This is a genomic window from Catenuloplanes japonicus (genome assembly GCF_000717135.1).
GTDB classification, from domain to species: domain Bacteria; phylum Actinomycetota; class Actinomycetes; order Mycobacteriales; family Micromonosporaceae; genus Catenuloplanes; species Catenuloplanes japonicus.
Genome location: NZ_JNXY01000002.1, coordinates 280544 through 305742, shown reverse-complemented (window position 1 = coordinate 305742; position 25199 = coordinate 280544). Strand labels below are relative to the sequence as shown.

General features: G+C 71.8%; 22 protein-coding genes, 1 pseudogene and 1 riboswitch. Of the genes and pseudogenes, 15 read left to right on the top strand and 8 right to left on the bottom strand.

What is annotated here, in order from left to right; all coding sequences use genetic code 11:
• Positions 1-5 precede the first annotated feature (5 nt).
• From OP04_RS05365 to OP04_RS05355, 3 genes are read left to right on the top strand one after another with little or no spacing between them, the layout of a single operon-like run.
• A complete protein-coding gene (locus OP04_RS05365) occupies positions 6-866 on the top strand; it encodes an oxidoreductase (RefSeq protein ID WP_033338329.1) in 861 nt (286 codons plus the stop codon).
• A gap of 27 nt (positions 867-893) precedes the next feature.
• Positions 894-1331 (top strand): hypothetical protein, encoded by a 438-nt coding sequence (locus OP04_RS05360; RefSeq protein ID WP_033338328.1) that lies wholly within the window; start codon positions 894-896, stop codon positions 1329-1331.
• Positions 1322-1810: a GNAT family N-acetyltransferase gene (locus OP04_RS05355; protein ID WP_232323486.1), complete on the top strand. Its 489-nt coding sequence runs from the start codon at positions 1322-1324 to the stop codon at positions 1808-1810. The genes OP04_RS05360 and OP04_RS05355 overlap by 10 nt, the downstream gene beginning before the upstream one ends.
• On the opposite strand, the gene OP04_RS05350 is transcribed toward OP04_RS05355, so the two are convergent.
• Together OP04_RS05350 and OP04_RS05345 are read right to left on the bottom strand one after the other, a co-directional pair.
• Positions 1767-2777, bottom strand: a complete 1011-nt coding sequence (locus OP04_RS05350) for a S66 peptidase family protein (RefSeq protein WP_033338327.1) — start codon at positions 2775-2777, stop codon at positions 1767-1769. The two genes, OP04_RS05355 and OP04_RS05350, sit on opposite strands and share 44 nt — an antisense overlap.
• Before the next feature lie 2 nt (positions 2778-2779).
• Positions 2780-4228, bottom strand: a complete 1449-nt coding sequence (locus OP04_RS05345; RefSeq protein ID WP_051797118.1) for an Hsp70 family protein — start codon at positions 4226-4228, stop codon at positions 2780-2782.
• Between the two features lie 145 nt (positions 4229-4373).
• Here OP04_RS05345 and OP04_RS05340 point away from each other — a divergent pair, with 145 nt between their 5' ends.
• On the top strand, positions 4374-5135 hold the full coding sequence (locus OP04_RS05340; RefSeq protein WP_033338326.1) for a glycerophosphodiester phosphodiesterase: 762 nt from the start codon (positions 4374-4376) through the stop codon (positions 5133-5135).
• A pseudogene (locus tag OP04_RS05335) lies at positions 5092-6508 on the top strand (MFS transporter); the annotation flags it as partial. The gene OP04_RS05340 and the pseudogene OP04_RS05335, both read left to right, overlap by 44 nt.
• A 284-nt stretch (positions 6509-6792) precedes the next feature.
• Here OP04_RS05335 and OP04_RS05330 read toward each other — a convergent pair.
• Positions 6793-8031 carry an MFS transporter gene (locus tag OP04_RS05330; protein WP_033338324.1) on the bottom strand — a complete coding sequence of 413 codons (1239 nt, stop codon included), beginning with the start codon at positions 8029-8031 and terminating at the stop codon, positions 6793-6795.
• A gap of 231 nt (positions 8032-8262) precedes the next feature.
• Here OP04_RS05330 and OP04_RS05325 point away from each other — a divergent pair, with 231 nt between their 5' ends.
• The 4 genes from OP04_RS05325 (at position 8263) to OP04_RS05310 (ending at position 13667) form a co-directional block, all read left to right on the top strand.
• Positions 8263-9885 carry an IucA/IucC family protein gene (locus OP04_RS05325; RefSeq protein WP_033338323.1) on the top strand — a complete coding sequence of 541 codons (1623 nt, stop codon included), beginning with the start codon at positions 8263-8265 and terminating at the stop codon, positions 9883-9885.
• Positions 9882-11537, top strand: a complete 1656-nt coding sequence (locus OP04_RS05320) for an IucA/IucC family protein (protein ID WP_085066236.1) — start codon at positions 9882-9884, stop codon at positions 11535-11537. The genes OP04_RS05325 and OP04_RS05320 overlap by 4 nt, the downstream gene beginning before the upstream one ends.
• Positions 11530-12669, top strand: a complete 1140-nt coding sequence (locus tag OP04_RS05315) for a type III PLP-dependent enzyme domain-containing protein (RefSeq protein ID WP_033338322.1) — start codon at positions 11530-11532, stop codon at positions 12667-12669. The genes OP04_RS05320 and OP04_RS05315 overlap by 8 nt, the downstream gene beginning before the upstream one ends.
• 278 nt (positions 12670-12947) lie before the next feature.
• Entirely contained in the window at positions 12948-13667 is a 720-nt protein-coding gene (locus OP04_RS05310; protein ID WP_051797116.1) for an alpha/beta fold hydrolase, read from the top strand.
• Between the two features lie 334 nt (positions 13668-14001).
• On the opposite strand, the gene OP04_RS05305 is transcribed toward OP04_RS05310, so the two are convergent.
• The gene (locus OP04_RS05305) at positions 14002-14778 is read right to left on the bottom strand and encodes an SAM-dependent methyltransferase (RefSeq protein WP_033338321.1); all 777 of its coding nucleotides are present in this window, start codon (positions 14776-14778) and stop codon (positions 14002-14004) included.
• 116 nt (positions 14779-14894) lie between these two features.
• Here OP04_RS05305 and OP04_RS05300 point away from each other — a divergent pair, with 116 nt between their 5' ends.
• The gene (locus OP04_RS05300; RefSeq protein WP_033338320.1) at positions 14895-15896 is read left to right on the top strand and encodes an FAD-dependent monooxygenase; all 1002 of its coding nucleotides are present in this window, start codon (positions 14895-14897) and stop codon (positions 15894-15896) included.
• Here the strand turns inward: OP04_RS05300 and OP04_RS05295 are convergent.
• The 3 genes from OP04_RS05295 to OP04_RS05285 form a co-directional block, all read right to left on the bottom strand.
• Entirely contained in the window at positions 15880-16179 is a 300-nt protein-coding gene (locus tag OP04_RS05295; RefSeq protein WP_033338319.1) for a GlsB/YeaQ/YmgE family stress response membrane protein, read from the bottom strand. The genes OP04_RS05300 and OP04_RS05295 overlap by 17 nt on opposite strands.
• Positions 16180-16209: 30 nt before the next feature.
• Positions 16210-16953, bottom strand: coding sequence for an MBL fold metallo-hydrolase (locus tag OP04_RS05290; protein ID WP_033338458.1), 744 nt, complete (start codon positions 16951-16953; stop codon positions 16210-16212).
• A 764-nt stretch (positions 16954-17717) separates the two neighbouring features.
• Positions 17718-18218: a peptide deformylase gene (locus OP04_RS05285; protein ID WP_033338318.1), complete on the bottom strand. Its 501-nt coding sequence runs from the start codon at positions 18216-18218 to the stop codon at positions 17718-17720.
• Positions 18219-18522: 304 nt separating this feature from the next.
• Here OP04_RS05285 and OP04_RS05280 point away from each other — a divergent pair, with 304 nt between their 5' ends.
• A complete protein-coding gene (locus OP04_RS05280) occupies positions 18523-18723 on the top strand; it encodes a DUF5999 family protein (RefSeq protein ID WP_033338317.1) in 201 nt (66 codons plus the stop codon).
• Positions 18724-19047: 324 nt separating this feature from the next.
• On the opposite strand, the gene gcvP is transcribed toward OP04_RS05280, so the two are convergent.
• The gene (gene gcvP, locus OP04_RS05275; RefSeq protein ID WP_033338316.1) at positions 19048-21870 is read right to left on the bottom strand and encodes an aminomethyl-transferring glycine dehydrogenase; all 2823 of its coding nucleotides are present in this window, start codon (positions 21868-21870) and stop codon (positions 19048-19050) included.
• A gap of 80 nt (positions 21871-21950) precedes the next feature.
• Positions 21951-22042: riboswitch (glycine riboswitch) on the bottom strand.
• Positions 22043-22223: 181 nt separating this feature from the next.
• Between gcvP and OP04_RS05270 the strand changes: the two genes are divergently transcribed.
• Genes OP04_RS05270 through OP04_RS05255 form a run of 4 tightly spaced genes read left to right on the top strand, consistent with a single transcriptional unit; the run spans position 22224 to position 25165 of the window.
• Positions 22224-23048, top strand: coding sequence for an ABC transporter ATP-binding protein (locus tag OP04_RS05270; protein ID WP_033338315.1), 825 nt, complete (start codon positions 22224-22226; stop codon positions 23046-23048).
• Between the two features lie 13 nt (positions 23049-23061).
• Positions 23062-24024 carry an L-glyceraldehyde 3-phosphate reductase gene (mgrA, locus tag OP04_RS05265; protein WP_232323489.1) on the top strand — a complete coding sequence of 321 codons (963 nt, stop codon included), beginning with the start codon at positions 23062-23064 and terminating at the stop codon, positions 24022-24024.
• Positions 24024-24572 (top strand): GNAT family N-acetyltransferase, encoded by a 549-nt coding sequence (locus tag OP04_RS05260; protein ID WP_033338313.1) that lies wholly within the window; start codon positions 24024-24026, stop codon positions 24570-24572. The genes mgrA and OP04_RS05260 overlap by 1 nt, the downstream gene beginning before the upstream one ends.
• On the top strand, positions 24569-25165 hold the full coding sequence (locus tag OP04_RS05255) for an SMI1/KNR4 family protein (RefSeq protein ID WP_033338312.1): 597 nt from the start codon (positions 24569-24571) through the stop codon (positions 25163-25165). The genes OP04_RS05260 and OP04_RS05255 overlap by 4 nt, the downstream gene beginning before the upstream one ends.
• Positions 25166-25199: the final 34 nt, after the last annotated feature.

The window sequence follows — 25199 nt, the reverse complement described above, 5'->3', positions numbered from 1 at the left end:
GGCGAATGACGTGGCGGGCAGCGGACATTCCGGATCTCAGCGGGCGTACGGCGGTCGTGACCGGCACCAACAGCGGCCTCGGCAAGGCCACCGCACACCTGCTGACCGCCCGCGGCGCCCACGTCATCCACGCCGTCCGCAACCTGGACAAGGGACGCGCCGCAGCCGGGCCCGGCGCGGACGTACGCCACCTCGACCTCGCCGACCTGCGCACCGTCCGCGACTTCGCCGCCACCGTCGACGCCTTCGACCTGCTCATCAACAACGCCGGCGTGATGTGGCCACCCCTCACCCGTACCCACGACGGGTTCGAACTGCAATTCGGGGCCAACCACCTGGGCCACTTCGCGCTCACCGCACTGCTCTGGCCACGACGCCGGCCACGGGCCCGGGTCGTCACCGTCTCCTCGTTCCTGCACCGCCAGGGACACATCGACCTGACCGATCCGAACTGGGTACGCCGCCGCTACTCCCCCGAGGCCGCCTACGCCCAGTCGAAGTACGCCAACCTCGTCTTCATGCACGAACTCGACCGGCGCACCGGCCCGGACGCGGCCAGCCTCGCCGCCCACCCCGGATACGCCCGCACCCACCTGCAGTCCAGCGGCCCGACCGGACTCCGCGCCCTCGGCCTGCGCCTGCTCACCCCGCTCGTCGCCCGCCCGGCCACGACCGGCGCCCTGCCGACCCTGTTCGCCGCCACCGCCCCGGACGCGATCTCCGGCACGTTCATCGGCCCGGCCCTGCTCGACCTCCTCGGCGGCCCCGCCGTCGTCCCGCCCGCACCCGGCACCCGCTCACCGGAGCTCGGCGCCGCCCTGTGGACCCTCTCGGAAGAGCTGACCGGGGTCCCGTTTCTCACATAGTTTTCACCTTCCGGCAAGATCGACGTCGTGACTGACAACGCCACCGACACGGTACGCACCCACCTGCGCCGCGTCCTGCTGCACAACAAAGACCGCAAACAGAGCCGACTCGACCGGATCGCCGCCGAAGAAGCGGCCGGCCACCGCATCATCAGCGGCGGCCAGACCCACGGCGCCCACTGGAGCCTGCACGACTGGCGCTCCGGCGACGTCATCGCCACCGGCGACCAGGGCATCGACGAATTCGACGAGGTCCGCGAACGCCTCGACCCCGACGACACCTGGCTGCACATCGACCACATCCCGTTCTCCGACGACGCCCCCGCGTTCCTCCCCGCCGAGGCCGGCCTGCCCGGCGACCTCGGCGTCGTCCTCCAGCAATGGGTCTCCGGCACCGGAACCAGCTCGGAGGCGCTCGGCGTGTTCGTCGGCTGGACCACCGCCCAGGTCGACGAGTGCCGCTGACCCACTGGACGCTGCGCCCGGCCACCCCCGCCGACGTAGCACTGCTGGCCGAGATCCGCGCCGACGTCATGCGCGCGGATCTCGTACGCCTCGGCCGCTACGACCCGGTCCACGTCCGCCGGCGGTTCCGGGACGCGTTCCGGGCCGCCGACACCCAGGTCATCGAGATCGGCGGGGTGCCGGCCGGCTGCGTCGCACTGCGCCCCGCCGACGGCACCTACTGGCTGGAACACTTCTACCTGGCCCGGCACGCCCAAGGCACCGGGATCGGATCCGCGGTCCTGACCGGGCTCCTCGCCCGCGCCGACACGGCCGGGCTACCGGTACGGCTCACCGTGCTCCGCGGCAGCCCGGCCCGCCGCCTCTACGCACGGCACGGATTCGTACTGGAATCCGACGACGACCCGATCGACGTGCTCCTGGTCCGCCCGCCGCTCACCAGTGGGCGATCAGGCGCCGACCCGGGCCGTCGACCGTGACCCGGCCACCGTAGGGCAGCACGTACTGCGGGTCGGTGTGCCCGACCGGCACGTCGAACACCACACACGCCTCCGGCGCGTACTCACCCACGGCCCGCAGGACCGCCGCCCGCTGCCCCGCCCGGTAGGCCGCCCTGGCCTCCGGGCCACGGGGCGCATCCAGACTCGTCGCCTTCGCCAGCCCCACGATGATCGCCGGGAACTGCGCGAGCAGCCCGCGCTCACCCATGGTCCGCAGAATCCGGTAGACCTCCGTCGCGGACGGCATCTCCTGCGACGTCTCCACCAGCAGCACACACCCGGCGTAATCCTCCACCGGACGCACGAACCGCGACACGGCCAGCGTCCAGGACAGGATCTCCAGATTCCCGCCCCACAACCGGCCCGTCACCACCCGCTCCGGCCGATGCCACGTCCACGCCGGCGCCGGCAGCGTCACCGCCGGCGCCCGCACCGGATCCGCCCAGTCCCGCTCGTCCTCGGAGAACACACCGACCGGCGCCAGCTCCACATCCCCGCCCGCACCGGACAGCGCATGACGCAACGAGCCCAGCGACACCGGGTGCGGGCCACCGGGACGGCCCAGATGGACCTGCGTCGCACCGCCGTGGACCGCCGGGAGACCATGGAACCACAACCAGTTCAGCAGGTTCGTGTTGTCGCTGAACCCGGCGAACGGCTTCCACGCCGCCGCGGCGAACACACCCGGATCAAGGTGACCCAACACCGTGATCTGGTCGTTCCCGCCGGTCACCGCCATGATCGCGGCAATCGACGGGTCCGTCCACGCCGCCGTCAGATCCGCCGCCCGCACCTGCGGCGACGCCCCGACCAGACGCGTGGACGGATACTCCACCGGCTCCAGGCCCAACTCCTCGCGCACCACCCGCATCGCCGTCTCGTGCACGTGCGGGAACGCGCCGGCCGCCGCGAACGACAACGACAGCACCGCCACCCGGGCACCCACGGCTAATACGTCTGCGTCACGCGCGTCGTCGGCGTCGGGTTCGTGTCCGGATCCGTCTCCGAGTCCGCCCACACGTTCAGGCACACACAGCACAGAATCCAGATAATGTTGATCAACGCGATCGCCCAGATCCACCGCGGATCCTTGTACCAGACCCGCTTCGGACTCCCACCGGTCATCACCGGCGGCCGCGGCGGACCCTTCTGCACCATCGGCGGATGCATCACCGGCTGCTGCCTCAAAGGCTGCTGCTGATACACCGGCGGCGGAGGCGGAGGCTGCTGCATCTGCGGCGGCCCCGACGTCGGATACGCCGGACTACCGGACGCCACCGGCCGATACGGCGGCACCGACACCGGCGCCGGACGCTGCGCCGGAGTAGGCGCCGGACCACCGTGATAGGCCGCACCCTCCGCCACCACCGTCTCCGGCTGCTCCAACGTCGTCGGCGCCACCCCGATCCGGTTGTGCAGCAACGACGCCACCAACGGAATCCGCGACGAACCACCCACCAGGAACACCCCGGCCAGATGCGTCGGCGCCAGCCGGGCCGCCGCCACCGTCTCCAGCAACGTGTCCACCGTCCGCGCCAGATGCGGCCGCAGCAGACCGTCGAGCTCCTCCCGCGTCACATGCGCGGAGATGTCCATCTGCGGCACGTGCACATCCGCACTGTTCGCCCGCGACAACGACTCCTTCGCACCACGCACGTCGTCGTACAACACCGTCCGCTGCCGCCGCTGCGCCGCATCCCGCGGCGCGATCAACCCCTGCCACGACGGATTCGAAGTCGCGTTGTACGCCCGCCCCAGGTGATCCACCAGCAACTGGTCGAAGTCCAGACCACCCAGATCATGCAGACCACGCTGCGCCAGCACCTCGAACCCGGCCGGCCCCGCATGCCGCACCACGGCCGCGTCGAACGTTCCGCCACCCAGGTCATAGATCGCCAGCGCCCGGCCCGGCGCCAGATGCGCACCCAGCACCGCCGTGTAGTACGACGCCGCCGCCACCGGCTCCGCGATCAACCGCGGCTGCGGCAACCCGGCCAACCGCGCCGCCTCGAACAACGCCGCACGACGACGCTCACCCCACTGCGCCGGATGCGTCATCCGCAACTCGTCCGGCACACCACCCAGATGACGCGCCGCCTCCTCGCCCACCCGCCGCAGCACCGCCGCGATCAACTGCGCGACCGGCACCTCACCACCACCGAGCAGCACCGCACCATCATCGATACGACGCTTCGGATTCGGCTCGAACCGCGACGGATCATGCAACGCGGACCGCTCCGCATCCCGCCCGGTACGAATCTGACCCGACGGATCCAGATACACCGCCGACGGCAGCAACGGAGACGAGTCGAACACCAGCGCGCGCGCCGGGCCGTTGTTCGCCCGCACCACGGCCACGGTATTGGAGGTGCCGAAATCGATCGCCAGGACGCGCATCGGGACACCCTAAAGCACCGGCGATCATGACGGCACGCCGGGAAGGCGCGGCGGCACCGTCGGCTTCCCGACGTAGCCGAACGGACGACACCGAGTTCACCGTCCGGACGCCTGTACGACGACGAACAACCGGCATACTGCGCGGGTGGATCACCCCTACCTCGACGCACCCGTACCGCTCGCGTTCGCGCACCGCGGCGGCGCCGCCGACGGACTGGAGAACACCGCCGAAGCCTTCAGCCGCGCCATCACCCTCGGCTACCGCTACGTCGAGACCGACGTCCACACCACCGCCGACGGCATCCCGGTCATCTTCCACGACCCGGACCTGCGCCGCCTCACCGGCCACCCCGCACGCATCTCCCAGCTCACCTGGGCAGACCTCGCCGCCGTCCGCGTCGAAGGCGCCGCCGCCGTACCCCGCCTCGACGAGATCCTCCACGCCTGGCCCCAGGTCCGCTTCAACATCGACGTCAAGGCCGACGGCGGCGAGGAACCGACCGTCCGCACGGTCATCTCCGCAAAAGCCGAGGACCGCGTCCTCCTCGCCAGCTTCTCCGACGCCCGCCTCCACCGCATCCGCACCCTCGGCGGCCCCCGCATCGCCACCTCCATGGGCCTGCGCGCCGTCGCCCGCCTCCGCCTCGCCTCCCTCACCGGCCACCGCCTGCGCCTGCCCCCGTCCGTCGTCGCCGCCCAGGTCCCCGTCCGCCACGGCAGAATCCCCGTCGTCGACGCCCGATTCGTCCGACACGCCCACGCACAGGGCTTGCAGGTACACGTCTGGACCATCGATGATCCCGCACAGATGCACGCCCTGCTCGACCTCGGCGTCGACGGGATCATGACCGACCGCGTCGACGTCCTCCGCGACGTCTACACCCAGCGCGGCGCCTGGCCCTCCTGAAGGAACCCGCCATGACGACAACCGTGACCCGCCGCGAACGCACCGGCTGGTACTTCTACGACTGGGCCATGTCCGCGTTCTCCACCACGGTGATCACGGTCTTCCTCGGCCCGTTCCTCACCAGCGTCACCAAACTCGCCGCCGGCTGCCAACTCGGCGCCGACACCTGCGACGGCGACGTCCACCCCCTCGGCCTCACCATCGCACCCGGCTCCTACTACCCGTACCTGGTCTCACTCTCCGTCCTGCTCACCGTCTTCGTCCTGCCCGTCACCGGCGCCATCGCCGACCGCTCCCCCCGCAAGAAGACCATGCTCGCCACCACCGCCTTCCTCGGCTCCGGCGCCACCATCGCCATGGCCTTCGTCACCGGCGACCGATACCTGCTCGGCGGCGCACTCTTCGTCATCGCCAACGTCGCACTCGGCGCCTCCGTCGTCGTCTACAACTCGTTCCTGCCCCAACTCGGCGGACCCGACGAACGCGACGCCATCTCCAGCCGCGGCTGGGCCCTCGGCTACCTCGGCGGCGGACTGCTCCTCGCACTCAACCTCGTCGCGCTCACCATGTTCGAGAACCCGGACGACCCGCAGAGCACGCTCGACATCGCCCGCTGGTGCATCGTCTCCGCCGGCGTCTGGTGGGCAGCGTTCACCCTGGTCCCGCTCATCTGGCTCAAGCAACACCCCGTCACTACCGACGACGCCGCCCCCGCCCGCGCCAACGTGCTCACCGACGGGTTCGTACAGCTCGGACGCACCATCAAGCAGATGCGGAAATACCCGCTCACGCTGTACTTCCTCGGCGCGTTCCTCATCTACAACGACGGCATCCAGACCGTCATCAACCTCGCCAGCCAATACGGCACCGAAGAACTCCGGCTCCCCCAGTCCACGCTCATCATCACCATCCTGATCGTGCAATTCCTCGCATTCGGCGGGGCCCTGCTGCTCGGACGCGTGGCCGCCGTCATCGGCGCATGGAAGACCGTGCTGGCCAGCCTCGTGCTGTGGACCTTCGTCATCCTCGCCGCGTTCTGGCTACCGCCGGAGGCACCGGTCCCGTTCATGATCCTGGGAGCCTGCATCGGACTGGTCCTGGGCGGCAGCCAGGCACTGTCCCGCTCACTGTTCAGCCAGCTCATCCCGGCCGGCAAGGAAGGCGAGTACTACGGCTTCTACGAGATCAGCGACAAGGGAACGAGCTGGCTCGGACCGCTGCTGTTCGGCCTGGTCTTCCAACTGACCAGCAGCTACCGGATCGGACTGGTATCGCTCCTGATCTTCTTCGTGGTCGGCTTCGCACTGCTGCTGTTCGTACCGGTCCGGCGGGCGATCATCGCAGCGGGGAACACGCCACCACGGCTGCTCTGAGACCTCTCGTTTCTGCGGCCCGGCCACGAGCGCGGGCCGCAGAAACCTTCAAAGCAGATTTCCCGCTTCCGGCGTGGTCCGGCAGCGTTGCTCCCGCGGGCACCGGTCGTCGCTGGCGCTCCTCCCTGCCGGTGCCGCCGTGGCCCGGAAAAACCCGCCCGGGAGTCATCGGACCTTCGGCACCGGCCTTTGCATCGGAGGCGGCTGGCCTGCCTTCGCGCTGGGAGCAAATTTCGGGCGCCGCGCGCCCGAAATTTCAGGAAATAGCGGGGCCAGAGGCGGCGTCAGGAAGCGGGCATGGGCTCGGAAGGGGGTGAGGTGTGGGCGATGAGGGGCATCTGGCGCCAGAGGAGGGCTACGAAGAGGGCAGAGCCGGCAAAGGCGAACCAGAAGGGCGCCAGGACGCCGAAGTGGGTGGCCAGAACGCCGCCGAGGGCGGAGCCGATGACCAGGCCGCCGTACAGGCCCATGACGTAGACGGCGTTCACACGGCCCTGGAAGGAGAGAGGGACGGCGCGCTGACGGATGGCGGTGGAGGTGGTGCCCCAGATGAAGGCGTGGGCGCCCATGACGAACAGGATGACGAGCGCCGGCCAGAGGGATGTCGTCAGCGCCAGGGCCAGGTGGGTGAAGGTTTCGATGAGGAGGCCGGCGCGCATGATCGTGCCGAGGGAGACGCGGGCGGTGATACGGCCGTAGGCGGCGGTACCGGCCAGGCCGCCGAGCGCACCGGCGGTGCTGAGCAGGCCGAAACCGGCGGGGCCGACGTGGAGGCGCTCGGTGGCGTAGAGGACCAGGATGGACCAGGCGGCGCCGTACGTCAGGTTGAAGATCAGGATTGTCAGGGCCAGCGTGCGGACGGCGGGGTGCGCCCAGGTCCAGCGGAGGCCCTCGGCCACGTCGGACCAGGTCCGTGACGGCGGGCGGCGCGACAGCGGCGGCAGGTGCAGGCGGGAGATCAGCAGGACGCCGGCCAGCACCAGGACAGCCTGGGTGACGACGGGCCAGACGCGACCTGCGGCGAACAACAGCGCCCCCAGCGCGGGGCCGGCCATGTTGTTGAGCGTGATGGAGCCGAAGCGCAGGCGCGCGTTCGCGGTGAGCAGGTCCCCGGGGGCGACCAGCATCGGGAGCAGCGTGGCCTGGGTGTTGTCGACGAAGACCTCGGCGACGGCCAGCAGCGCCAGGGATATCAGGACCGACGTCACCGTGGCCAGGCCGGTGGCCAGCAGCGTGACGAGCGCGGCCAGGACCGCCAGGCGGACGACGTTGCCGGTCAGCATGATGCGGCGGCGGTCGACGCGGTCGGACAGGACGCCGGCCCACAGGCTCAGGATCAGCGGCGGCGCCCAGGCCAGCAGCGCGGCGCCGGAGACGGCCAGCGGGTTCGACGTCAGCGACGCGACCAGCAGCGGGCCGGCGGACGCGGCTATCCCGTCCCCCAGGTTCGTCGACCAGGACGAGGCCATCAGCCAGCGGAAACCGGGACCGAAGCGGGTGGGGGCGAACCTGTCGACGATCACAAGCGGGAAACCCTAGGCGAACGCGACCGGCGGCGTCGCGCCTATTTAGGCAGGCCCAGAAACAAAGACCTGGGGGTCGTCGGCGCTTTGTGCCGTCCTCTCAGGTGTGGAACGTGGCCAGACGCACACCGCGTAGCGCATCCTAGGACGCTAGGTTTGGGGGTGGGAAGCCGTCGCGGACCGGCACGGGACGAAAATGGCGACGGCACAGCTGAAAGGGGCCACCAGGCGATGACAAGCGCGCACACGACCGCGCCGGACGCGGACCAGACCCGCGACGACCTCACCCGGCTCCGCCCAGACCTGCTCGACCGCTACGACGCGGCGCTACCGGGAGCGCGTGCGGCGATCCTCACCCGGCTGTGGGGAGCGATCGGCCGCGAACCGATCCGGGGAATCGGGGCACGCCACGCGCACCGGGACCGGCTGACCGTCACGCTGGCCGACGGCAGCGAACTCCACGGACCGAGCGCCGCACCGTTCACACCGGAGAGCACCGAAAACGCCGGCAACCCCGGCACCACCAAGAGCGCCGAGACCACCGCCATCCGGAACGCGGACGCGGTGATCACCGACCCGGTCCACCTCGCACAGCTCACCGGCATGCACGACAGCTTCCGGGCAGAGCTGGCAAACTCCGTCGCCAACCTCGCGCTGGCCAGGGCGGACGCACACCCGACGCCCACACTCGACCAGCTCGCGAACGACCCGGAAGGGCCGGCCACGGCGGAACAGGCGGTCATCGACGGACACCCGATCCACCCGGGATGCCGCACCCGCATCGGGCTCTCCACCGAAGAAGTCCTCGCCTACGCGCCGGAGCACCGCACCATCGTGGAACTCGCCGAGGTCCGCGTGCCCGCCGACCGCTGGTACGGCGAAGGACCACCCATCCTCATGGTCCACCCCTGGCAGCGCGACCACATCCTCGACCAGCACCCGGCCCTCCAGCCCACCGGACGCACCCGCGCGGCCCGACCGCTCATGTCACTGCGCACGCTCGCCCCGGTCGGACGCCGCAGCCAGCACATCAAGACCGCGGTCGACGTGCAGATGACCTCCGCGGTCCGCACCGTCTCCCCCGCCGCGGTCCGCAACGGGCCGGTCCTGTCCGTGCTGCTCCACACGCTCGCCACCGACCTGCCCGGACTCACCGTCCTCCGCGAGACGTTCGCCGGCGCGGTCCTCGTCGACGGCGAGCCCAGCCGCAGCCTCGCCTACCTCGCCCGTGAGGCACCCCGCCAGGCGCCGGGCGAGGTCATCCTGCCGCTCGCCGCCCTCGCGCTGCCCGCGATCCAGAAGGAGGCGGTCGGGAAGAGCGACGCCGAGACGTTCCTCAAGACGCTGGCCGGCGTCGTGCTCCCACCGCTGCTCGTCATGCTGCACCGCGGCGCCGCGCTCGAGGCCCACGGGCAGAACACGCTGGTCGCGCTGCGCGACGGCGTGCCCACCCGCGTCCTCTACCGCGACCTCGGCGGGATCAGGATCAGCCCGGCACGACTGCGCCGCAACGGATTCACGCTCGGCGTGCCGGAGATCCACGGCGACCTCGCCACCGACGACCCGCGCACGCTGCAGACGAAACTGCTCGCCTCCGCGATCTCCGGCGCGCTCGCCGAACAGATCGCCGTGCTCTCCCGTACCCACGACATCGCTCTTGATCTGCTCTGGAAGCACGTCGCCACCGTCGCCCGGGACACCTACGCACGGCTCGGCACCACCGCGGACGACGACGCCGCACGATTCTTCGACGCCCCGCTCCCGCTCAAGGCCACCACCGCCATGCGCCTCGCGGCGAACCCGCTCGACGACATCTGGACCCACCTCGACAACCCGATGGCAGGACTGCGATGACCACCGCCCAGCGCGCCCACGACCACCGCTGCGCCCTCGCGCCCGTCACGCTCGCCGACGCGGTCACCCACGCCGCCACCGGCCTCGACGCGGCCGCACCGGACCTGCTCCCCGCGTTCCGCGACCACGTCCCCACCGCGGCCCGCGTCGTCGGCGCACGACTGCTCGGCGCGCTGCTGCGCGAGGACATCGGCGACGCCCGCCGCCGCTACACCGGGCACGGCACCCGGCACGCCTTCGACCGCGTCGAGGTCGCACCGGACGAGATCCCGGCCGACCCGGTCACGCTCCTGCCCCCGGCACTGCTCGACACCGGCGGCTGGGCCCTCGCGGCCGAACTCGCCAACGCGGCCACGAACCTCGCCATCGCCTACGCCCGCGACCCGGCACCGCGCGAGGACCCCCGCGACGCGGACGACCAGGCACTCGACTACGAACGGCTCGCCGTCACCGGCCACAACCTGCACCCCTGCGGCCGCACCCGGCTCGGCTGGGACGTCCCGGACGTCCTCGCCCACGACCTGGAGACCCCGGCCACCACCATGCGGTTCGTCGCGGTCCGCCGCGACCTGCTCACCGGCGACCCGATCCACCTGCCGCACCCCGAGATACCCACGGCCCCCAGCGGGTACGCCGTCCAGCCGGTCCACGCCTGGCAGTGGGACGCGGTCGTCCGCCACCGCTACGCCGGCCTGCCCATCCTGCCCCTCGACGGCGCGCTCACCGTCCACCCCACGGCCGCACTCCGCACCGTCCTGCTCCCGCCCGCACCCGACGGCAGCCGGCACTACCTCAAGGTCTCGCTCGACATCCAGGTCACCTCCACCCGCCGCAGCATCTCCGTCGCCAGCACCCAGAACGGGCCCGCGCTCTCCCGCCTGCTCCACACGCTCACCGCGGACGACCCGGACGGCCACCGCCTGCTCCTGCTCGCCGAGACCGCCGGCACCGCCGTCCCGGACGCCGGACGCGACCTCGCCGCCATCCTCCGCCGCGGCATCGACGGCCGGCTCACCGACGGCGAAACCGTCGTCCCGGGCAGCGCACTCGCCGCCGTCGACCCGCGCACCGGGCGCACCGTCCTGGCCGGGCTCGCGGACGCGTACCCCGGAAACGCCCTGGACTTCGTCGAGGACTACGCGCGGCTGCTGCTCCCGCCGCTGCTGCGGCTCGCGGCCCGGCACGGCATCGCGCTCGAGGCCCACCTGCAGAACTGCCTGCCCACGTTCCTCGACGGGCGCCCGCACCGGCTCGTCCTGCGCGACTTCGCCGGACTCCGCCTGCACCGGCCCCGGCTCGCCGCGTCCGGCATCGACCTGCCGCTCTGGCCCGGCTCGGTCACGGCCACGGACGACGAGGGCGAGCTGCGCGCCAAGATCGGATACACCGCGTTCCAGGCCCACCTCGGCGAGATCATCGTGCAGCTGACCAGATCGCACGCGCTCGACGAACCACGCGCCTGGCAGCGGGTCCGTGCGGTCGTCGACGAGACCTACGAGGGGCTGCTCACCGGGCCCCGGCCGGTGGCGGGCGCGGCCGCGGACCTCGCCGCGTTCACCGCACCGACCGTGGCGCACAAGGCGCTCGTGCGCATGCGGCTCGCCGGCGCCGGCGACGTCCACCACCCGGTCCGGAACCCGCTCCATGGATGAGCTCCTGTCCCGGGCGCAGCGGCCGGTCAGCGCCTACGTCTACTCCCGCGCGGCGCTGGTGGCCTCGGCGGATCGCGTCCGCGCCGCACTCCCCCACGGCGCCACGCTGCTCTACGCGGTCAAGGCCAACGGGCACCCCGACGTGGTCCGCACGCTGGCCGGGGCCACGGACGGCCTCGAGGTCGCCTCCGGCGGGGAACTCGCGCTCGCGGTGGCCGCGGGCGCCCGCCGGATCGCGTTCGGCGGGCCGGCGAAAACAGATCAAGAACTGGCCGCGGGGGTACGGGCGGGAGCGCTCGTCCACGTGGAGAGCGTCCTGGAGCTGCGCCGCCTGGACGCGATCGCGGACTCGCTGGGGTCGCGGGTCACGGCGGCGCTGCGGGTCAACCGGGACGTCGCCGGGCCGGACGGCAGCCACCGGATGACCGGCGTGCCGACCCCGTTCGGGATCGCGGAATCGGGGCTCCCGGAAGCGTTCGCGGTGGAGCTGCACGCGGTCGACCTCGCCGGCTTCCACCTGCACGCGGTCTCGAACTCGCTGGACGCGGCCGCCTACGCGACCTTCGTGACGGACGCGCTGGACTGGTCTTTCTCGACGGCGGCCGCATACGGGGTCCCCCTGCGGTACGTCAACGTCGGCGGCGGGCTCGGCGTCTCCTACACCGACCACGCCGTCAGCATCGACCTGGCAGAGCTGGGCGCGCGCCTCCCGGCCGTACCCCCGGGCGTGGATCTGGTCTTCGAACCCGGCCGTCTCCTCGCGGCGGACGCGGGCTGGTACGCGGCCGAGGTCATCGACCTCAAGCAGACGCACGGGCGCTGGTTCGCGGTGCTGCGCGGCGGCACCCACCACTTCCGGCTGCCGGCGGCCTGGGGGTACAGCCACCCGTTCACGGTGCTGCCGGTCGACGACGCGTGGCCGTGGGCGTTCGCGCGGCCGGAGGTGTCGGACGTGCCGGTGGACGCGGTGGGCGAGCTGTGCACGCCGCGGGACGTGCTGGCCAGGGACGTGCACGTGGCGCGGCTGCGCGTGGGTGATGTCCTGGTGTTCGCGCGTACCGGCGCCTACGGCTGGGACATCTCCCACCACGACTTCCTCCGCCATCCCCACCCGCAGTTCATCGTGCTCTGAGCGGTGTTTTCGGGGCTGGGTGCCGTAGGCACGTCGTTCGCCCTTGACCCCGGTCACGTCCGCTCAGGGCTTCCTAGGAGGCTGGGCTGAAGCCTTAAGCCTCAGGTCCGCCTGCCGCCCGCCGACAGTGGTTCACCGACAGGCGTTTCTCCCCGCGGCTCTCCCGGAGCGACGCCGTCCGGCTTGCGAAGGCCGGTCGCTCCGGGAGAGTGGGACGTGGACCTCAATCACGGACCCGCAGGCGAACCGATCACCCTACGCGCCGGTAATCTGCCGCCGTGGAGAAGATCCTGTACACCCGTGAATGGGGAGCGGGCGATCGCGTCGCCGTGCTGATCCACGGGATGATCACTGATTCGACGAGCTGGCACGAGGTCGGGCCCGCGCTGGCCGGCAAGGGCTACCGCGTGATCGCGGTGGACCTGCCCGGCCACGGCCACTCCCCCGCCCCGGAACGCGACCTCACGCTCGAGGACACCGTCGGCCTGCTGCTGCGCACCGTACCGGCCACCCCGGACCTGGCCATCGGCCACTCGCTCGGCGGCGCCGTCCTCGCGGCCGCGGTGGACCGTCTCCGCCCGGCCCGCGCCGTCTACGTCGACTCGCCGCAGCGCCTGGACGACGGCGGGCACGGCCTCGAGGCCGCCGTCGCCTACCTGAACACACGCCGCAAGTCCCGCGAACCGGACACGCTGCTGCGCGACCGCCCCTGGTGGCCGGAGCAGGACCGGCTCAACGAGACCGAGGCCGCGCTGCGCTGGAACACCACGTCCACCGCGCACCTGCTGGCCGGCATGGTCGACCGCGACCTCACACCGGCCGCCGTGGTCCCGTCGCTGCTGATCAGAGCCGACCCCAGCGAGTACGTCCCGGACGACGCCGCGGTCGACCGCCTCACCGACGCCGGCATCACGGTCCGCACGGTCCCCGGCGCCGGCCACACCGTCTGGTACGGCCGCGTCCCCGACTTCCTGGACGCCCTCGACGGCTGGATCTGAACCGCAGGTGCCTGAGCAGCCGGGGTCTGAGCAGCCGATGGACGCGCTGCCGCAGGTCCACTCCGTGGGTGTCGCCTGTCTGGGGCACACCGCCTAAGGCATCCTAGGAGGCTAGTCTCCCGCACTGCTCAGGTCCGCGCAGGGCAACAGCAGTCGCGTGGCGGTCGTGAGCAGTCGCGGAAGTCGCGGCTCTTCCCGGACCACGGCGGAACCGGCTCCGATCGGGGGCCGGAAGCGGAGCGCCAGCGGAGTCTTCCGGCCCCCGGAGGTTTGCCCGCGGGAGCATGCGGGCCGCACCACGCCGGAAGCGGGAATATCCGCCTTTAGAGGGTTTTCAGGGTTTGCGGGCCAGCCCGCAATAGCCGTGCATCGCCGGTGGGGACGCGCCGGGCTCGGGGCGCCAGTGCGGGATGGAGACGACGCCGGGCGGGACCGGGTCCAGGCCGTCGAGGTAGGCGGCGATCTGGGCGGGGCTGCGCAGGTGATACGGGTGGCCGGCGGCGTTGGCGCGGCGGACGGCCTCGACGAATCCCGGGTCCGTGTCCGTGCCGTCGGAGACCGCCAGGTAGCTGCCGGACGGTACGCCGTCGCGGAGCGCGGCCGTGATCTCGACGGCGCGGGAGTGATCGGTCACGTTGCCGAGCAGACCGCACATGATGATCGCGACCGGCGCGGTGAGGTCGAGCGTGCGGGCGGCCTCGCGGAGCAGCGCGTCCGGCTGCTCCGCATCGCAGTGCACGTAGTCGGTGGTGCCGGCCGGGCCGGACGCGAGCAGTGCGCGGGCGTGCGCGCGGACCAGCGGATCCTTGTCCACGTAGACCACGCGCGCCTCCGGGGCCAGACGCCGGGCCACCTCGTGCGTGCTGTTCGCGGCCGGGAGACCGGCGCCGATGTCCAGGAACTGGCGGACGCCGGCCTCGGCCACCAGGTACGTCACCAGCCGCACCAGGAGTTTGCGCTGCTCACGGGCGAGCACGACGATGCCGGGGAACGAGGCGACGACCCGATCGCCGACCACGCGGTCGATCTCGAAGTTCTCCGTGCCGCCGAGGATGTAGTTCCACATGCGGGCGCTGCTCACCACGGTGGCGTCGGGCTGCGACTCGGCCATACGCCTGACGCTACTCGTCGACGGCGCGGCCGGACACGCGTATCAATGCATATCGGAACGCCCGCTACGCCGCGCGGAACGTCTACGTGGGACGGACGCACCACTAGGATCGGCGCATGACGAACGTGATCATCGCCGGTGGTGGCGTGGCCGGCGCGGCCACCGCGCTCGCCCTGCACAAGGCCGGGATTCCCGCCGCCGTCTACGAGGCGCACGCCTCCGGCGGCGAGGACGCGGGCGCGTTCCTGACCGTGATGGCGAACGGCATGGCCGCGCTCGACACGATCGGCGCCACCGAGGCCGTCCTCGAGGTGTCCTACCCGGCGCGCACGGTGGCGCTCTACGACGCGCAGGGCGTAGCGCTGGGCGAGCGCCCGATCGCCGGGCCCGCACGCACGATGCGGCGGGCCGCGCTCTACCGGGCGCTGCAGGAACTGGCCGTCGCCCGCGGCATCCCGGTGCACCACGGCAAGCGGCTGACCGGCGCGTTCACGTTCGAGGACGGCACGCGCGCGGACGGAGACGTCCTGGTCGGCGCGGACGGCATCCACTCCCGCACCCGGCGGCTCATCGACCCGTCCGCGCCGGAACCGCGCTACACCGGGCAGCACGTGATCTACGGATACGCGGACGGGAACGTCGCCGGCGTCACCGACGACGGCTACCACATGATCCGCGGCGAGCGTGCGGCGTTCGGCTTCACGGCACCGGGCGACGGGCACACGTGGTGGTTCGCCCGGATCGCCGGAGAGCCGGGCACCGGCGCGAACTGGCGTGAGCTCGCCCTCGCCGCGGTCCGGGACGACACCACGCAGGCCGCCGCGATCGTCACCGCCACCGCACCGGAGCAGGTGGTCGGCGGCGACTCCTACGACATCCCGACCACGCCGCGCTGGCACGACGGCACCATGGTCCTGACCGGCGACGCAGCGCACGCCGCCTCACCCGCGACCGCCCAGGGCGCGTCCATGGCGCTCGCGGACGCGGTCGCGCTCGCCGAGGCGCTCAGTGCCCACCCGGACGACGTACAGACGGCCTTCACCACCTACGAGACACGCCGCCGGGCCGAGACGGAGGAGAACGTCGCCGCAAGCGCCGCGCTCAATCGTCGTCCGTAGAGAACGCCTTCGACAGCACCGCCGCGATCGCCACACCGACCACCGCGATGCCGACCTGCACGCCCACCACCAGCCAGTCGAACCCACGCCCGAACAGCTCGAACGTGTAGTGGCTGTGCAACTCGTACCGGTCCGACACCCAGGTGCCGCCGACCGCCGCGCCCACACCGATCAGCACGGTCAGGATCACGCCGATGCTCTGCCGGCCGGGCAGCACGATCCGGGCCACGACACCGATCACCGCGCCGAACACGATCGCCGAGACATAGTCCTCGATACCCATGAGCTGATCATGCCCAACGGGCGCAAATCGCTAACCGGGCATTCGTTGACCGGGCAGCAGCGCCGGGTCGTGCGCGCTCACGATCGTCAGGTCCGGGTCCGCGCGGCGGTGCAGCGCGGCCAGCCGCCGATGGTTGTCCCGCACCAACGCCCGGTCGATCGCCACCGCCCGCTCCTGCAGCCGCAGCGCCAGCGGCTCCCGCCCGACGCCGGTCAGCACGCTCCCGTCGTAGAACGCGTCCCCGGCGTGCAGGATCCACCGCTCTCCCGCGTCGACCGCCACCGCCGCATGCCCGCGCGTATGCCCCGGCAGCGGGATCAGCACCACGCCGGCCACCTCGCGCGCGCCCGCGAACCCGCGCCACTCCTCGCCGCCCGGCCCGTGCGTCACCACCCGCGGCCCGTGCTCCCACTGGGCCGCGCGGTACCGGGCCCGCTCCCCCGCGGTCGCCGGATGCCGGGCCGCCTGCCACTCACCCTCGGTCAGGTGCACGCGCGCGTCCGGGAAGTCCGCCAGCCCGCCGGCATGGTCCGCGTCCAGGTGCGTGAGCACGATGTCCCGCACGTCCGCCGGGTCGATCCCCGCGGCGCGTACCTGCGCGATCGCGGTCTCCGCCGGATCCAGCACCGGCCGGCTCACGTGCCGGTAGGCTCCCAGCCGCCGCCCCGGCTCCGCCACGTCGGCCGTGCCGTAGCCGGTGTCGACCAGCGTGAACCCGTCCCCGTTCTCCACGAGCAGCACGTGACAGACGATGGTCGCGCCCGGCATCCGCATGGTCCCGCAGTTCAGGTGCCGGACCCGCGTCTTCTCGCCCACGACCACTCCCAAGATCGACGCCGATGCCTCCCGGCACCCTACTGGAGCCGTCCTGGGGACGACCCCAGACCCCGATCCCGCTCACGCGACGGTCCGGCCCGTTCGCATCCGCGGGTGCGCGCAACTGCCCTGGGAGACGAACCAAGATCCAGATATTCCCGCTTCCGGCGTGGTGGCGGTCCGCATGCTCCCGCGGGCCAACCTCCGGCGTCGGGAAGACTCCGCTGGCGCTCCGCTTCCCGGCGCCGATCGGAGCCGGTTCCGCCGTGCTCAGGAAAGAGCCGCGACCCTCGTCGCCGGTCCCGGCCGCCGCGCCGCGCCGGTCTTGGTCGCCGCGCCGGGCCCATCGAGCCGGTACCGAGGGCATCTGATCGGGCGCTCCGCACCCGATATTTCGGCATTTACTGCCCGCCGCGCGGCGGCGGCCTTGCCGACCTGGCTGCGGAGATCGGCCGCCCGGAGTCGGGCGAATAAAGGGTGATATTTCGGGCGCGGCAGCGCCCGGGGCTCGACGCACGCGGGCGGTCGGCGGCAGCGGGTCAGCGGGCTGGACGCGACGCGCGCGACCGGGTCCGCCGCCGCGTGCCGCGCCGGCCGGCAGCCGACATGGGCCGCGCATGGCCCGGTTGTCGGCCGGCGCAGGCCGCGCGTCGCCCGGTTGTCGGCCGGCTCCGACGAGGCAGCCGGCACCGGGAACGGCGCCGGCGCTGGGAAAGCAGTGGTCAGGAGCGGGACCAGGCGGCGGCGCGGATCTCGCGGAGGGCGGTGCGGCGGGTGTCGCCGCGGAGGGTGTCGACGTAGAGGCGGCCGGAGAGGTGGTCGGTCTCGTGCTGGAGGATGCGGGCCAGGAAGCCGGAGCCGGAGACCGTCAGCGGGGTGCCGTCCTGGTCGAAGCCGTGGACGGTGGCGGTGGTGGCGCGGATCGTCGGGAAGAAGAGGCCGGGGACGGAGAGGCAGCCCTCGTCGTCCACCTCCGTGTCGGGGCCCAGCGAAAGCGTCGGGTTGACGACATGACCCCGGTGACCCTCGTCATCGTCGTAGACGAACACGGCGGCGCTCACCCCGATCTGCGGCGCGGCGACGCCGACCCGGCCGGGTTTGCCCGTCAGCGTGTCCATCAGGTCGGTCACCAGCGTGCGGAGGCCGGCGTCGAAGGTCGTCACGGGATCGGCCGGGCTGCGCAGGACCGCGTCGCCGAGCACTCGGATGGGCCGGATCGTCATGACCGACAGGCTAGCGGAGTCCTTACCACGGGAAGGAGCGACATGCAGGGTGTCGGACAATAGGTGTGGCACGTGTGGCGGGCGAGAGTCACACTCGGAGCGTGACAGCGATGACGATCTCCGTAACGCTGGGGTCACCCCCAGTGGGAGCGATCCCAACCATCCGGACTGATGTAGATCAGCCGAACGGAGGATTCATGTTCATTCGCGCACCGCACGCTCGGAGGTGCCGTACCGCCTTGGTAATGTGCATCACCGGGCATGTGAAACATGCCACAGCAATCCCCCCGACCGGAGAAAACTGATGTGTCAGCACCAAAGTCCCTGTCCGACCTCTGATGCCACCGATCGGGAGGCCGCGAAGGTGATCGCGTCCTTCCCGGAGCAGGGCTGGAGCCTGCTCTGCAACGGTGTCATCGTCTTCGAGGACACGGGCGAACTGCTGCCGGACGGCAGCTGCATCGAGCCCCACCGCGGTCCCGCGCGGCACGCGCTGGCGGCTTGATCCACCCAGCCGGACGTCAACGACGCCACTCCGGCGGTGGCCTCACCTAGGCCACTCATGTAACGCACCGTACAGGTGCGGCTCAGCGTCGAGCTATCTCTCCGTAACCAAACGGTCGTCTTCCGACGGCCGGTCCGCCAATGCCCGCCGGCCGCTTTCCTGAGGCCTGCCGGCTGCCGGACCGGCGTCGCGCGCCGGAGACCGCCGTGCCAGACGGACACACCCCGGGGCCGGGCTGAATCGCCGCCCGCGCCGGGTGGGAGAGCACAAAAAAGTACGCCGGGCGCATCCAACGACGCCCGGCGTACCCCCGAATGCTCTTCCTCAGTCCTCGAACGCCTCCGGCGACGGGCAGGAGCAGACCAGGTTGCGGTCGCCGAACGCGCCGTCGATGCGGCGGACCGGCGGCCAGTACTTCGCGGTCCGGTCCACGCCCGGCGGGTAGGCGGCGATCGAGCGCGGGTAGGCGTGCTCCCACACGTCCGCGGTCACGGACGACGCCGTGTGCGGCGCGTTGGACAGCGGGCTGTCGGCCAGCGGCCACTCCCCCGCCTCGACGCGCGCGATCTCCTCGCGGATGGCGATCATCGCGTCACAGAACCGGTCCAGCTCGGCCAGGTCCTCGGACTCGGTCGGCTCGACCATCAGCGTGCCCGCCACCGGGAACGACATGGTCGGCGCGTGGAAGCCGTAGTCGATCAGGCGCTTGGCCACGTCGTCCACGGTCACGCCGGTCGCCTTGGTCAGCGGCCGCAGGTCGAGGATGCACTCGTGCGCGACCAGGCCCTTGTTGCCCGCGTAGAGCACCGGGTAGTGGTTGCGTAGCCGCACCGCCACGTAGTTGGCCGCGAGCACGGCCGCGCCGGTCGCCGCGACCAGGCCGTCCGGGCCCATCATCCGCAGGTACGCCCACGGGATCGGCAGGATGCCGGCGGAACCGTGACGGGCGGCGGAGACGGCGTTGGCGCCCGGCTCCAGCGGGTCGCCCGGCAGGTACGGTGCCAGGTGCGCGCGCACCGCGACCGGGCCCACACCCGGGCCGCCACCACCGTGCGGGATGCAGAACGTCTTGTGCAGGTTCAGGTGCGACACGTCCGCGCCGAACCGGCCCGGCTTCGCGAAGCCGACCAGCGCGTTCAGGTTCGCGCCGTCCACGTAGACCTGGCCGCCCGCGTCGTGCACCTTGGCGCAGAGCGACGCGATGCCGGTCTCGTAGACGCCGTGCGTGGACGGGTAGGTCACCATGATCGCGGCGAGCGCGTCCCGGTGCTGCTCGATCTTGCGGTCCAGGTCGGCCATGTCCACGGTGCCGTCGTCCTGGCCGGCGACGACCACGACCTTCATGCCGGCCATCACGGCCGACGCCGCGTTCGTGCCGTGCGCGGACGACGGGATCAGGCAGACCGTGCGGCCGCTGTCGCCGTTCGCCTGGTGGTAGGCGCGGATGGCCAGCAGACCGGCCAGCTCACCCTGCGACCCGGCGTTCGGCTGCACGCTGACCCTGTCGTAGCCGGTGACCTCGGCCAGCCAGCCCTCCAACTGCTCGATGAGCTGGGTGTAGCCGGCCGCCTGCGAATCCGGGGCGAACGGGTGCAGCTGGGAGAACTCGGGCCAGGTGATGGCCTCCATCTCCGCGGTCGCGTTCAGCTTCATGGTGCAGGAGCCGAGCGGGATCATGCCGCGGTCCAGCGCGTAGTCCATGTCGCTCAGGCGGCGCAGGTAGCGCAGCATGGCGGTCTCGGAGTGATGACTGGAGAAGACCGGGTGCGTGAGGTAGGCGGTCTCACGGACCAGCGCGGCCGGGAAAGCCGCGGCCTCGCCGCCGTCGAATGCGGCGCCGAACACCGACAGGACCGTCTCGAGGTGCGCCACCGTCGTCGTCTCGTCACACGAGATGCCGAGGTGGTCCGCATCCACCCGCCGCAGGTTGATGCCCGACTTCTCCGCCTCAAGGGCGATGTCAACGGCCTTCGCGGGTACGCGTACGAGCAGCGTGTCGAAGAAGTCCTCGTGCACGACCGTCACGCCGTCGATCTTCCGCAGCGCGGAGGCCAGCTGCGACGCCCGCAGGTGCACCCGGCGCGCGATCGACTGCAGCCCGGCCGGCCCGTGGTAGACCGCGTACATGCTGGCCATGACCGCGAGCAGCACCTGCGCCGTGCAGATGTTGCTGGTCGCCTTCTCGCGCCGGATGTGCTGCTCACGCGTCTGCAGCGCCAGCCGGTACGCCGGCGCGCCGTCCGCGTCCTTGGACACGCCGACCAGCCGGCCCGGCAGCGACCGCTCCAGCCCGGCCCGGACCGCGAGGTAGCCGGCGTGCGGGCCGCCGAAGCCCATCGGCACGCCGAAGCGCTGCGTGGTGCCGGCCGCGATGTCCGCGCCGATCTCGCCCGGCGCGCGCAGCAGCGTCAGCGCCAGCAGGTCGGCCGCGACCGTGACCAGCGCACCCTTCGCGTGTGCGGCCTCGATCAGTGCCGCGTCGTCGCGGATCACGCCGGACGCGCCCGGGTACTGCAGGTGCAGCCCGAAGAACTCGTCCGGGAGCTGCTCATTCGCAAGATCGACCACGACCACGGAGAGACCCAGCGGCTCGGCCCGGGTGAGGATCACGTTGAGCGACTGCGGCAGCGTCTCGGAGTCCACCACGTACACGCTGCTCTTGCTCTTGGAGGCGCGGCGGGCGAGCGTCATGGCCTCGGCGACCGCGGTGCCCTCGTCGAGCATCGACGCGTTCGCCGTGGTCATGCCGGTGAGGTCGGAGACCACGGTCTGGAAGTTGAGCAGTGCCTCGAGGCGGCCCTGGGAGATCTCCGGCTGGTACGGCGTGTACGCCGTGTACCAGGCGGGATTCTCCAGCACGTTGCGGAGGATCACGCCGGGCGTGTGCGTGCCGTGGTAGCCGAGGCCGATCATCGAGACCGCGACCGTGTTCTGCGAGGCGAGCGCGCGCAGCTCGGCGAGCGCCTCCGCCTCGGTGGACGCGGCGGGCAGGTCGAGCGTGCCGTGCCAGCGGATGACCTCGGGGATGGCGACGTCCATCAGCTCCTCGACGGAGCCGTACCCGATGGCCTGGACCATGCGGCGCTGGTCATCGGCGGACGGGCCGATATGGCGCGCGGAGAAGAGGTCGGGGTCGAACGGGGGCATGGGGCGGCTCCTCGGGCGGAGAGGTCGACAGGTTCCAACCTCCCCCTCTGTCACACGGACTGGTCCCGTGTTTCAGAGTGCCTGCCCGCACGGTCCTTTTGCCTGAGAGGTTCCGGGGAGGATTTGCCCCTTCGGCGCCCGGAGAAGATCGGGTCTCTCCCGTACGGCTACCCCAACGCTACCAGTGATCATGTTTCACGCCGATCACGAGGCGCTCGGCGCTCGCGGACGACAGCTCACCGACGCATCGTTGACGCCGTAACCGGTTCAGTGTTCTTATTTTCTCGCGTTTCACGTTATCGCAGGTGAAACGGGCACGAACCCACCGAAAACAACACTCCCGGGGGCCGCGGTTGACGATCGGGGACGCCCGCAGCGGGCTCGTGCTGAGCGTGCGGCAGGTCACGGCCACGTTCGGCGCCGACCGCCCCGCGCTCTGCGAGGTGGGCTTCGACCTGCCCGGCGGTGCCATCCTGGGCGTGACCGGCGAGCGCGGCAGCGGGCGGACCACGCTCACCCGCGTACTCACCGGTGATCTTCGTGATTTTGACGGCACGCTCACGCTGCGGCCGCGCGACGGCGGTGCCGAGATCACGCTGGACGCGCACACGCCCCGGCCCAGCCGGTGGGAACGGCTCGCGGCCGCCTCCCCGCGGATCCTGGACACGGACGAGCCGGTACTCACCCCCCGCCAGCGGTACGCGGACGTGCTCGTCATCGACGACGTGCCGCCCGCCGCCTCGGCCCGGCTCCGCGCGCTGCGCGACCGGCACGGCTTCGCCATCGTGGTCACCGGCGCGGACCCGGCCGCGCTGCACGGCGTGGCGGACGAGATCGCGGTGCTGCACGGCGGCCGGATCGTCGAGCACGGGCGCGCGGAGGATCTCTGGTCCGGCCCGCACCACCCGCACACGATCGACCTGCTGACCGGCACGGCCGGCGGGCAGCCACCGGCGGACGGGCCCGGCTGCCCGTATCGCGCGCGGTGCGCGTTCCGGATGCCGATCTGCCACGACACGGACCCGGCGCTCGACCTGGTGACGACCGGCGTCACCACGCTCACCGCCTGCCTCCAGTACGACGAGGGCACCCCGGATCCGGCCCTGCTGGCCGCCTCCGCACACGCCGTCACCCAGCGGGGATACGCTTCCCCGCGTGACGTACAACCCCGCAAGTGACCGCTACCAGACCATGACCTACCGGCGCTCCGGGCGCAGCGGGCTGAAGCTGCCCGCGATCTCGCTCGGGCTCTGGCACAACTTCGGCCACACCCGGCCGCTGGAGACCCAGCGCGAGATCGTGCGACGGGCGTTCGACCTCGGCGTCACGCACTTCGACCTGGCGAACAACTACGGGCCGCCGCACGGCTCGGCCGAGACCAACTTCGGCGCCATCCTGCGGTCGGACCTCGCGGCGTACCGCGACGAGATCGTCATCTCGTCCAAGGCCGGCTACCTGATGTGGGACGGGCCGTACGGCGAGTGGGGCTCCCGCAAGCAGCTCGTCTCCTCGCTGGACCAGTCGCTGGGGCGGCTCGGCGTGGACTACGTGGACATCTTCTACCACCACCGGCCGGACCCGGAGACGCCGCTCGAGGAGACGATGTCCGCGCTGGACGCGATCGTCCGCTCCGGCAAGGCGCTCTACGTCGGCGTCTCCAACTACACGGCTTCGCAGACCGCCCGCGCGGCCGAGATCCTGCGCGAGCTCGGCACTCCGCTGCTGATCCACCAGCCGTCCTACTCGATGCTCAACCGCTGGATCGAGCGCGACGGCCTGCTCGACGCGCTGGAGACGGCCGGCGCCGGCTGCATCGCGTTCAGCCCGCTCCAGCAGGGCCTGCTCACCGACCGCTACCTGCAGGGTGTGCCGTCCGACTCGCGCGTCGCGACCAGCCACTTCCTCAACGAGAGCGACCTCTCCGAGGACACCATGGGCAAGGTCCGCGCGCTCAACGAGATCGCCTCCGGCCGCGGCCAGACGCTGGCGCAGCTCGCGCTCGCCTGGGCACTGCGCGACCCGCGGATGACCAGCCTGATCATCGGCGCGTCCAGCGTCACGCAGCTCGAGGGCAACATCGCCGCGCTCGGCAACCTGTCGTTCACCGACGACGAGCTCGCCGAGATCGAGAAGTACGCGGTGGACCGGGACTAGTGTTCTCCCTCCCGCTGGACGGCGACGCCGTCCTCCGCCCCCTCGAGCCGTGGCAGGCCGGCGAACTCCTGGCCAACATCGACCGGGGACGCGAGTCCATCGGCCGTTTCATCGGTCTGGCCGACGCCATCACGTCGCCGTCCACCGCCACGACCTTCCTCACCGGGTACGCGGAGAAGGCCGCCGCCGACACCGGACACATCTGGGGCATCTGGTCCTCCGGTGTGCTCGTCGGCGGCGTCCTGTTCCGCACCATGGACGTGGCGCAGGGCACCGCCGAGGCCGGCTGCTGGCTCGAACCGGCCGCCGCCGGCCGCGGCCTCGCCACCCGCGCGGCCACGCTGATCATCGACTGGGCGATCCGCGAGCGCGGCATCCACCGCGTCGAGTGGCTGGTCGCCTCCGGCAACACGGCCAGCATCGCGGTCGCACGCCGGCTCGGCATGACGCGGGACGGTGTGCTCCGCGCACTGCGCCTGCACCAGGGCGAGCGGCACGACATCGAGGTCTGGTCCGTGCTGGCCCCGGAATGGCTCGCCCGCGCATGACCGACGTCGTGGGCGGGGCCTGGGAGCGCATCGAGCGGTGGATGGCCGTCCACACACCGCCGAGCTTCGCGCTGCTGGCCCCGCCCGCCACCGACCTGTCCGCGCTGACCGCCACGCTCGGCTACGAGGTCCCGCCCGAGCTGGCCGCGTCGCTGCGCCGGCACGACGGCCTGACCGGCTGGGCGAACCTGTTCCCCGAGGCGTCGCCGATCTCCGCCGCGAGGATCGCCGCGCACTACGAGATGTGCCTGGACATCCTGGACGACGTCGAGCCCGGCCCCGGCGAGCCGTGGTGGCATCCGCTGTGGGTCCCGTTCGCCGAGTCCAACGGTGACGCGCTGGTGATCGACCTGCGGCCCGGCCCCGGCCACGGCCGCCTCGGCATGGCCATCCACGACGCCGGCGGCGACTTCTCCGACGGCTACCGTTCCCTGGGCGCCTTCCTGACCGCGATCGCGGACGCCCTGGAGCACGGCGGCCCGGTCGGCTCCTGGCATCCGTACCTGACCGCCGACAACGAGCTGTGGTGGAGCCTCGCAGGCGAGACCACACTGCACGGCCGCCCCCTGACACCGCACTCCGGCCCCCGCTGACCACCGTGTGACGTTCGAGCGGCCCGGGGACGAC